Source organism: Streptococcus oralis, from assembly GCF_019929365.1.
GTDB classification, from domain to species: Bacteria; Bacillota; Bacilli; order Lactobacillales; family Streptococcaceae; genus Streptococcus; species Streptococcus oralis_BT.
On the sequence record NZ_JAHZPH010000010.1, the window covers coordinates 26722 to 36732 of the forward strand.

Annotated in this window: 10 protein-coding genes and 1 pseudogene; 10 read left to right on the forward strand and 1 reads right to left on the reverse strand. The window is 41.1% G+C overall.

All coding sequences use genetic code 11. The annotated features are described in order from the left end of the window. Positions 1-128 precede the first annotated feature (128 nt). The 5 genes from yajC (at position 129) to gap (ending at position 5596) form a co-directional block, all read left to right on the forward strand. Positions 129-449 carry a preprotein translocase subunit YajC gene (gene yajC, locus K1I53_RS09085; protein ID WP_025168800.1) on the forward strand — a complete coding sequence of 107 codons (321 nt, stop codon included), beginning with the start codon at positions 129-131 and terminating at the stop codon, positions 447-449. Positions 450-496: 47 nt separating this feature from the next. Further along, entirely contained in the window at positions 497-940 is a 444-nt protein-coding gene (locus K1I53_RS09090) for a low molecular weight protein-tyrosine-phosphatase (protein WP_223329163.1), read from the forward strand. Continuing rightward, the gene (locus K1I53_RS09095; protein WP_223329164.1) at positions 927-1340 is read left to right on the forward strand and encodes an MORN repeat-containing protein; all 414 of its coding nucleotides are present in this window, start codon (positions 927-929) and stop codon (positions 1338-1340) included. Before K1I53_RS09090 ends, K1I53_RS09095 begins: the two co-directional genes overlap by 14 nt. A gap of 295 nt (positions 1341-1635) precedes the next feature. Continuing rightward, positions 1636-4287, forward strand: coding sequence for a bifunctional acetaldehyde-CoA/alcohol dehydrogenase (adhE, locus tag K1I53_RS09100; protein ID WP_223329165.1), 2652 nt, complete (start codon positions 1636-1638; stop codon positions 4285-4287). Positions 4288-4585: 298 nt separating this feature from the next. Continuing rightward, positions 4586-5596 carry a type I glyceraldehyde-3-phosphate dehydrogenase gene (gene gap, locus K1I53_RS09105; protein WP_000260678.1) on the forward strand — a complete coding sequence of 337 codons (1011 nt, stop codon included), beginning with the start codon at positions 4586-4588 and terminating at the stop codon, positions 5594-5596. A 66-nt stretch (positions 5597-5662) separates the two neighbouring features. Here the strand turns inward: gap and K1I53_RS09110 are convergent, their stop codons facing one another. Continuing rightward, positions 5663-6538 carry an RluA family pseudouridine synthase gene (locus K1I53_RS09110; RefSeq protein ID WP_223329166.1) on the reverse strand — a complete coding sequence of 292 codons (876 nt, stop codon included), beginning with the start codon at positions 6536-6538 and terminating at the stop codon, positions 5663-5665. Between the two features lie 86 nt (positions 6539-6624). Here K1I53_RS09110 and pbp2a point away from each other — a divergent pair, with 86 nt between their 5' ends. The 5 genes and pseudogenes from pbp2a to K1I53_RS09135 form a co-directional block, all read left to right on the forward strand. Next, positions 6625-8820, forward strand: coding sequence for a penicillin-binding protein PBP2A (pbp2a, locus tag K1I53_RS09115; protein WP_223329167.1), 2196 nt, complete (start codon positions 6625-6627; stop codon positions 8818-8820). A 52-nt stretch (positions 8821-8872) separates the two neighbouring features. Further along, entirely contained in the window at positions 8873-9025 is a 153-nt protein-coding gene (gene rpmG, locus K1I53_RS09120) for a 50S ribosomal protein L33 (protein WP_001809375.1), read from the forward strand. Between the two features lie 9 nt (positions 9026-9034). Then, positions 9035-9211 (forward strand): preprotein translocase subunit SecE, encoded by a 177-nt coding sequence (gene secE, locus K1I53_RS09125; protein WP_000505776.1) that lies wholly within the window; start codon positions 9035-9037, stop codon positions 9209-9211. A gap of 57 nt (positions 9212-9268) precedes the next feature. After that, entirely contained in the window at positions 9269-9805 is a 537-nt protein-coding gene (gene nusG / locus K1I53_RS09130; protein WP_000376732.1) for a transcription termination/antitermination protein NusG, read from the forward strand. A 120-nt stretch (positions 9806-9925) separates the two neighbouring features. Further along, positions 9926-10011 (forward strand): annotated as a pseudogene (locus K1I53_RS09135) (sigma-70 family RNA polymerase sigma factor); the annotation flags it as partial.

Consider the following 10011-nt stretch of genomic DNA (forward strand, 5'->3'; position numbering starts at 1 on the left):
TCGCAGAAATCAGAGTGAAAACTCTGATTTTTTATAACCATAAAAACAAGGCACAACCTTGTAAAAGTAGCTGAAATTTGATATAGTAGTCCTATGTAAAATACAAAGGAGAAAATACTATGGAAAATATTAGTCCAAATTTAACATTTTTGATCATGCTTGTAGGTATGTTTGCCTTGATGTTCTTTATGCAACGTTCTCAAAAGAAACAAGCACAAAAGCGTATGGAAAGCTTGAACAAGCTTCAAAAAGGCTATGAAGTCATTACAATTGGTGGGCTTTACGGAACAGTGGATGAAGTAGATACTGAGAAAGGTACAATCGTACTGGATGTAGATGGCGTTTATTTGACCTTTGAATTGGCTGCAATTAAGACCGTTTTGCCACTCAAAGAAGCTGTGACACCAGAAGGAACAGTTGTTGACGAAGGCGGAGCAATCGAAGAATAAAACGGGACCTGTCACTCCCGTTTTTCTATGAGATGAGAGGAAAAGGGATGAAAAAAATAGTATTTGTTTGCCTAGGAAATATCTGTCGTAGCCCCATGGCAGAATTTGTGATGAAGTCCATGACGAGCGATTACCACGTCGAGAGTCGGGCAACGTCATCATGGGAACATGGCAATCCGATTCATAAGGGAACGCAAGGAATTTTCCAGCAATATCAGATCCCTTATGACAAAGACAAAACATCGCTTCAGATTCGCAGAGAAGACTTTGAGTCATTTGATTACATTATCGGCATGGATACTTCAAACATTTCAGACCTGCATCAAATGTGTCCTCAGGAACTACAGCACAAAATCTACTCTTTTGCGTCTGAAAGTGTTCCAGATCCATGGTACACGGGAGATTTTGAGGAAACCTATGCGCGTATCACAAGTGGATGCCAAAGCTGGCTAGATCGTTTAGAAAATGAGAGTGACAATGGAAAAGCTTAAAGAAATCTTCGAAAAATATCGAGTTTATCTAACTCGCCCACGTATAGAGATTGTAACAGTCCTTCTAATCGCTATCTGCGCCGTGTCAGTTTTTCTACTAAACACACCAAAAAAGGGCGTCCTGACACTTGATGGTGGTGCGCTTGTTTATGATGGTACCTTGGTACGAGGGAAAATGAATGGTCAAGGAACCCTGACCTTTGAAAATGGAGACCAATATACAGGTGATTTCAATAATGGAGCCTTTAATGGAAAAGGGACTTTCCAATCAAAAGATGGCTGGAAATATGAAGGTGATTTTGTAAATGGTCAGGCTGAAGGTCAAGGGAAGTTGACGACAGAGCAAGAAGTTGTTTATGAAGGAACCTTTAAACAAGGCGTTTTTCAGCAAAAACAGTAGTCTCCAAGTTAGGAGACTATTTTCAAAGCCTGAAAAGAAAACGCTTTCTTGTCTTGAATTCGATAACTAACTATCAACTAGAAAAACTTTGTGAAATAAAAAAATTTTTTCCATAATTTCACAATCGTCCAGACAAAACTCTATTGCGCAGGTGTATTGAGAAAAAATTCACAATATCATAAAATTTCTTTGTGAAATGCTTATGAAACGGTTTACAAAGTCTTGAAAAAGAGTTATAATAAAATTGTGAAAAAATTAACAAAGGATTGAATCCTTGAAGGCTATGGAGGACAATATGGCTGATAAAAAAACGTTAACACCTGAGGAAAAACAACTCGCTGCTGAAAAGCATGTCGACGGGTTAGTGAAAAAAGCCTTGGTTGCGCTTGATGAAATGCGCAAGTTGAACCAAGAGCAAGTTGACTACATCGTAGCGAAAGCTTCAGTTGCAGCTCTTGATGCGCACGGAATTCTTGCTCAACATGCAGTTGAAGAAACTGGTCGTGGTGTATTTGAAGATAAGGCTACAAAAAACCTTTTTGCCTGTGAGCACGTTGTGAATAATATGCGTGGTGTTAAAACTGTCGGTGTTATTGAAGATGACCCTGTTACTGGCTTGACTAAAATTGCAGAGCCTGTTGGAGTAGTATGTGGTGTCACTCCAACAACGAACCCAACATCAACAGCTATTTTCAAATCATTGATTGCTTTGAAAACACGTAATCCAATCGTTTTCGCCTTCCACCCATCAGCTCAAGAATCTTCTGCTCACGCAGCACAAATCGTTCGTGATGCAGCTATCGCGGCTGGAGCACCTGAAAACTGTGTTCAATGGATTACAGAACCATCTATGGAAGCAACTGGAGCGCTTATGAACCACGAAGGTGTTGCAACTATCCTTGCAACTGGTGGTAATGCCATGGTTAAGGCGGCTTACTCATGTGGGAAACCAGCTCTTGGGGTAGGTGCCGGAAATGTTCCTGCCTATGTAGAAAAATCTGCTGACCTCCGTCAAGCTGCTCATGATATCGTCATGTCTAAATCATTTGACAATGGTATGGTCTGTGCATCAGAACAAGCCGTTATCATTGATAAAGAAGTGTATGACGAATTTGTAGAAGAATTCAAATCATATCACACTTACTTTGTAAACAAAAAAGAAAAAGCCCTTCTTGAAGAATTCTGTTTCGGTGTGAAAGCTAACAGTAAAAACTGTGCAGGTGCTAAACTAAATGCAAACATCGTTGGTAAACCAGCAGCATGGATTGCTGAACAAGCAGGATTTAGCGTTCCAGAAGGAACAAACATCTTGGCTGCAGAATGCGCAGAAGTAGGCCCAAAAGAACCGTTGACTCGTGAAAAATTGTCACCAGTTATCGCTGTCCTAAAAGCTGAAGATACAGAAGACGGTCTTAAAAAAGCTCGTCAAATGGTTGAGTTTAACGGACTTGGTCACTCAGCAGCCATCCATACAAAAGACGAAGCTCTTGCTAAACGCTTTGGTACAGAAATCAAAGCAATGCGTATTATCTGGAACTCTCCATCTACTTTCGGTGGTATCGGTGACGTATACAATGCCTTCATTCCATCCTTGACACTTGGATGTGGCTCATATGGACACAACTCAGTTGGTGATAACGTGAGTGCGATCAACCTTCTAAACATCAAGAAAGTAGGGAAACGTAGAAATAATATGCAATGGTTTAAAGTTCCTTCAAAAATTTACTTCGAACGCAATTCTATCCAATACCTTCAAACATGTGAAGATATTGAACGCGTTATGATTGTTACAGACAAATCCATCGAAAAACTTGGCTTTGTTCAACGCATTATTGATCAATTGAACAAACGTAGCAACCGTGTAACTATCCAAGTATTCTCAGATGTTGAACCAGATCCAGACATCACAACTGTAGAACGTGGTGCTGAAGTGATGAAAGCATTTGAACCAGATACAATCATCGCTCTTGGTGGTGGTTCTCCAATGGACGCGGCCAAAGTAATGTGGCTCTTCTACGAGCAACCAGAAATTGACTTCCGTGACTTAGTTCAAAAATTCATGGACATCCGTAAACGTGCCTTCCGCTTCCCATCACTTGGTAAGAAAGCGAAATACATCGGTATTCCAACAACTTCTGGTACAGGTTCAGAAGTAACACCATTTGCCGTTATCTCTGATAAGAAAAACAACCGCAAATACCCATTGGCTGACTACTCATTGACACCAACTATTGCCATTGTTGACCCTGCTTTGGTTGAATCCGTTCCAGACTTCATCGCTGCTGATACAGGTATGGACGTCTTGACTCACGCTACTGAAGCCTACACTTCAAACTTTGCTAACGACTACACAGACGGTATCGCCCTTCAAACTATCAAACTTGTCTTTGAATGGTTGGAAAAATCTGTTAAGACAGCCGATCCAGAAGCACGTGAAAAAATGCATAATGCATCTACAATGGCTGGTATGGCCTTCGCCAATGCCTTCCTTGGTATGAGCCACTCAATGGCCCACAAGATCGGTGGAGTTCACCATACTGTTCACGGACGTACAAACGCAATTTTACTTCCATACGTTATCCGTTACAACGGTACTCGCCCATCTAAGACAACTACATGGCCTAAGTACAACTACTGGAAAGCTGATGAAAAATTCCAAGACATCGCGAAAATGCTTGGCTTGCCTCACTCAACTCCAGAAGAAGCAGTTGAAGCTTATGCCAAAGCAGTTTACGATCTTGGTGAAGCAGTCGGAATCACAATGAACTTCAAAGGCTTTGGAATTGATGAAAAAGTTTGGAAAGACAGCTTGCATGAAATTGCTTTGCTTGCTTATGAAGACCAATGTTCACCTGCAAACCCACGCTTGCCAATGGTAGCTGACATGGAAGAAATCATGGCAGATGCTTACTATGGTTATGCAGAACGTCCAGGACGTCGTAAATAATCGTTTATCAGCCTAGAGGCAGGAGTAATCCTGTCTCTTTTCATGATCCTATTTCTGAAGTTAGAGTTGAACTATGAGAAGAGAAGATTATGCGGATAGGATAGAAGGTCCTAGAAATAAAAGCTTAGGTGAATGAAGGGGATTTAAAAGTAGAAAAGCAGGAGAGAAAATCAACGCCCGTACTTGCAATTAAACTCAAATAGTTATATAATAGGTTTGTTGAAAGGTGATTTGTAGTGATTCAAGTTACTCTTTTCACAATAAAATTTTCATGATTTTCATAAGGAGGAAATCACTAATGGTAGTTAAAGTTGGTATTAACGGTTTCGGACGTATCGGTCGTCTTGCTTTCCGCCGTATCCAAAACGTAGAAGGTGTTGAAGTTACTCGCATCAACGACCTTACAGATCCAGTTATGCTTGCACACTTGTTGAAATACGACACAACTCAAGGTCGTTTCGACGGTACTGTAGAAGTTAAAGAAGGTGGATTTGAAGTTAACGGTAAATTCGTTAAAGTTTCTGCTGAACGTGATCCAGAACAAATCGACTGGGCTACTGACGGTGTAGAAATCGTTCTTGAAGCAACTGGTTTCTTTGCTAAGAAAGCAGCGGCTGAAAAACATTTGCACGCTGGAGGAGCTAAAAAAGTTGTTATCACTGCTCCTGGTGGAAACGATGTTAAAACAGTTGTATTTAACACTAACCACGACGTTCTTGACGGTACTGAAACAGTTATCTCAGGTGCTTCATGTACTACAAACTGCTTGGCTCCAATGGCTAAAGCTCTTCAAGACAACTTCGGTGTTGTAGAAGGATTGATGACTACTATCCACGCTTACACTGGTGACCAAATGATCCTTGACGGACCACACCGTGGTGGTGACCTTCGCCGTGCTCGCGCTGGTGCTGCAAACATCGTTCCTAACTCAACTGGTGCTGCTAAAGCTATCGGTCTTGTAATCCCAGAATTGAACGGTAAACTTGACGGATCTGCACAACGTGTTCCAACTCCAACTGGATCAGTTACTGAATTGGTAGCAGTTCTTGAAAAGAACGTTACTGTTGATGAAGTGAACGCAGCTATGAAAGCAGCTTCAAACGAATCATACGGTTACACAGAAGATCCAATCGTATCTTCAGATATCGTAGGTATGTCTTACGGTTCATTGTTTGACGCAACTCAAACTAAAGTTCTTGATGTTGACGGTAAACAATTGGTTAAAGTTGTATCATGGTACGACAACGAAATGTCATACACTGCACAACTTGTACGTACTCTTGAATACTTCGCAAAAATCGCTAAATAATTCTTGAGTCGATAAAAGCAAGACCTTCTGGTCTTGCTTTTTTGTATAGAAAAATAGATGATAGTGTCATCCATTTTGTTTTAATTCTCTTTCAAAAGTATCTGAGAGGGCAGTGAAACTCAATTTTTCTAAGGTGAGTGGATGGGTAAAGGATAGTCGGAAGGCATGGAGCATTAGCCGGCTTGCTTTTGATCTAGAGTTATAGAGAGGATCGCCTAGGATAGGATGCTTGTGATAAGAGAGGTGAACACGAATCTGATGCGTTCGACCGGTCTTTAGTTTGCAACGAACCAGAGAAGTCTTGTTTGGAAATTGCTTTAATCGACTGATATGCGTTTCAGCCTGTTGCCCATTTTTAGAATCTACTACTCGTTTTCTGCGATCGTGTCGATCACGACCAATTTTATCTCGGAAGATAAGTTCTTTGCTCCCTACTTGCCCCTCTACGAATGCCCAGTATTCACGAGCGATTTCCTTTTTCTCCAATAAACGATTGAGAATAGGAAGGATAAAAGGATTTTTAGCAAAAAGTACTAAACCGCTTGTTTCCATGTCCAAGCGATGAACGACATAGCAGGTTTGGCCAACGTAGGCAGAGACATGGTTAAGAAGGGCGATTTCATCAGGTTGATTTCCGTGGGTTTTCATACCCTCAGGTTTGTTGACGATAATGAGATGTTGGTCTTGATAAACTTCCTCAACGAGGTCTGGATTGCCCCAAAGGATTTCCTTTTTGGGATAATCTTCCTCGTCGAAAGTCAACTGGCAAACGTCACCTGGTTTGACCATCTCGTTCCAGTGAACTTGTTTTTGATTGATTAAGATATTCTTCTTGGTTCTTAGAAAATGGCGAATCTTCCTAGGAATGAGGAGCTGTTCCTCTAGGAATTGTTTGACCGTCATTTGAGGCATGGATTCGGGTAATGTAAATGTGAATTGCATACAGATATTGTAACAAAAAAAGCCCTATTTGGATAGGGAGTAGCTAAATTCTTGAGTTCCTATGGTGAAGATGATAAAATAAACGCATGAAATTAGATAAATTATTTGAGAAGTTCCTTTCTCTCTTTAAAAAAGAAACGAGTGAATCGGCGGAGTCTGATTCTACTAGCATGCGTCGTTCACGGAGCGATAGAAAAAAATTGTCCCAAGTAGGCCCAATTCGGAAATTTTGGCGTCGTTATCATCTGACAAAAATCGTCATCATTTTAGGGTTAAGTGCAGGTTTGCTCGTAGGAACCTACCTATTTGCAATAGCCAAGTCTACCAATGTCAATGACTTGCAAAATGCCTTGAAAACGCGAACTCTGATTTTTGACCGCGAAGAAAAAGAGGCGGGGGCCCTATCAGGTCAAAAGGGAACCTATGTTGAGCTGGCAGGTATCAGCAAAGACTTGCAAAATGCTGTCGTCGCGACAGAGGACCGTTCCTTTTATAAAAATGATGGGATTAACTACGGTCGTTTCTTTCTAGCTATTATCACAGCGGGTCGTTCTGGAGGGGGCTCCACCATCACTCAACAGTTGGCAAAAAATGCCTATTTGTCTCAGGACCAAACCGTTGAACGAAAGGCCAAGGAGTTTTTCCTGGCCTTAGAATTGACAAAGAAATACAGCAAGGAGCAAATCCTTACTATGTATCTCAATAACGCCTACTTCGGGAATGGGGTATGGGGTGTTGAAGATGCAAGTAAGAAATATTTCGGCGTATCGGCTTCACAACTAACGCTTGATCAGGCGGCGACTCTAGCAGGTATGCTCAAGGGACCAGAATTGTATAATCCATTAAATTCTGTTGAGACTTCGACCAACCGTAGGGATACTGTTTTGCAAAATATGGTTGCAGCGGGCTATATTGATAAAAATCAAGAGACCGAAGCAGCTGGAGTAGATATGGCTTCTCAACTGCAAGATAAGTATGAGGGTAAAATTTCTGATTATCGTTATCCATCCTATTTTGATGCAGTTGTCAACGAAGCAGTTTCCAAGTACAATCTCACAGAAGAAGAGATTGTCAACAACGGCTATCGAATCTATACGGAACTTGACCAAAACTACCAAGCAAACATGCAGGTTATTTACGAAAACACTTCCCTATTTCCAACAGCAGAAGACGGAACGCATGCTGAATCAGGTAGTGTTGCTCTAGAGCCTAAAACAGGTGGGGTGCGTGGAGTTGTCGGTCGCGTAGCTGGTGATGACAAATCAGGATTCCGTAATTTCAACTATGCCACTCAGTCTAAGCGTAGCCCGGGTTCAACTATCAAACCTTTAGTGGTTTATACTCCAGCTGTGGAAGCCGGATGGACTCTGAACAAGCAACTGGACAACCACACCATGCAATATGACAGTTATCAAGTAGACAACTATGCGGGTATTAAGACATCTCCAGAAGTACCTATGTATCAGGCTTTGGCGGAATCACTCAACCTACCAGCAGTTGCGACTGTAAATGAATTAGGTATTGACAAAGCTTTTGACGCTGGGGAGAGATTTGGTCTGAATATGGAAAAAGTTGACCGAGTTCTTGGAGTTGCTCTTGGTGGAGGTGTGGAGACGAATCCTCTCCAGATGGCGCAAGCCTATGCAGCCTTTGCTAATGAAGGTCTGATGCCTGAAGCCCATTTTATTACTCGTATTGAAAATGCCAGTGGTCAGGTCATTAAGAGTCATAAAAATTCCCAAAAACGAGTGATTGATAAGTCTGTAGCTGATAAAATGACCAGCATGATGCTAGGAACATTTACCAATGGTACAGGAATTAGTTCGTCGCCAGCAGATTATGTCATGGCTGGTAAAACAGGTACGACTGAAGCTGTTTTCAATCCGGAATATACCAGTGACCAGTGGGTGATCGGCTATACTCCAGATGTTGTAATCAGCCACTGGCTCGGCTTCCCAACAACAGATGAGAATCATTATCTAGCAGGTTCTACCTCAAATGGAGCTGCCCATGTCTTTAGAAGTATGGCCAACACTATTTTGCCTTACACTCCAGGTAGTACCTTTACGGTTGAGAATGCCTATAAGCAGAATGGCATTGCGCCAGAAAACACGAAAAAGCAGGTCGTTGAAAATGAGACGAGTCAGTCCGAGGATCCGCTAGGAGATATTCGTAGTCGTGCTCAAAATCTTGTAGACGAAGCGGGACGTGCGATTTCGGATGCAAAGATAAAAGAAAAAGCCCAGACAATCTGGGACTCTTTCGTCAATCTCTTTCGTTAAGAGGCTTGTCAAAGCCTAGGTTTCTTGTTATAATAGATAAGATGGAGGCGTTATGGCACTAAAAAAAGCAAGCCTAGCTTGTGCAGTTTGCGGTTCAAGAAATTATTCAATCAAAATTAGTGGGAACCCCAAGCCAACACGACTAGAAGTAAATAAATTTTGTAAACATTGTGGAAAATATACGACACATAGAGAGACGAGATAGGAGAGAACGATGGGTTTTATTAAGGATATTTTTAAACTTCTTAAAGAAACAACTTGGCCAACTCGCAAAGAAAGCTGGAGAGATTTTCGCTCTATTATGGAATACACAGCCTTCTTTGTGGTCATCATTTACATTTTTGACCAGTTGATTGTTTCAGGTTTGATTCGATTTATTAACATTTTTTAGAAGAAAAGCGGAGAGCTTCTGCTAGCTTTCTTCTATATATGTATGAAAGGAAATATCATGGATAGTTTTGACAAGGGATGGTTTGTTCTACAAACTTATTCTGGCTATGAAAATAAGGTAAAAGAAAATCTATTGCAACGTGCGCAAACATATAACATGTTGGATAATATTCTACGTGTTGAGATTCCAACACAAACCGTGCAAGTTGAGAAAAATGGAAAGAAAAAGGAAGTTGAAGAGAATCGCTTTCCAGGTTATGTCCTTGTAGAAATGGTCATGACAGATGAAGCATGGTTCGTCGTTCGAAACACACCTAACGTAACAGGATTCGTCGGTTCACACGGTAACAGATCAAAACCAACTCCACTATTGGAACAGGAAATCCGTGATATTCTGGTTTCTATGGGACAAACCGTTCAAGAGTTTGATATTGATGTTGAAGTTGGGCAGACTGTCCGCATCATTGATGGTGCTTTTGCAGATTATACAGGTAAAATTACTGAAATTGATAACAACAAAGTGAAGATGATTATCTCTATGTTTGGTAATGATACGATTGCAGAAGTGAATCTCAACCAAATTGCAGAATTATAACCCTAGAGAGGCTATGCCTCTCTTTTTGCGTGCAGTTGAGAGTGGAAAGGGAACAGAAGAGGAGAAGAAGATCAAAATCTTGATGCATTCTGTTAAACTAAATGCAGAAAGGAGAGGTCTATGAATCTGAAAGAGTTGTATGAAGAAAGTAAAGGGATTGTCCATAAGTGCCGCAAAGAATACCATTTACATCTGTGGGAGAAAGA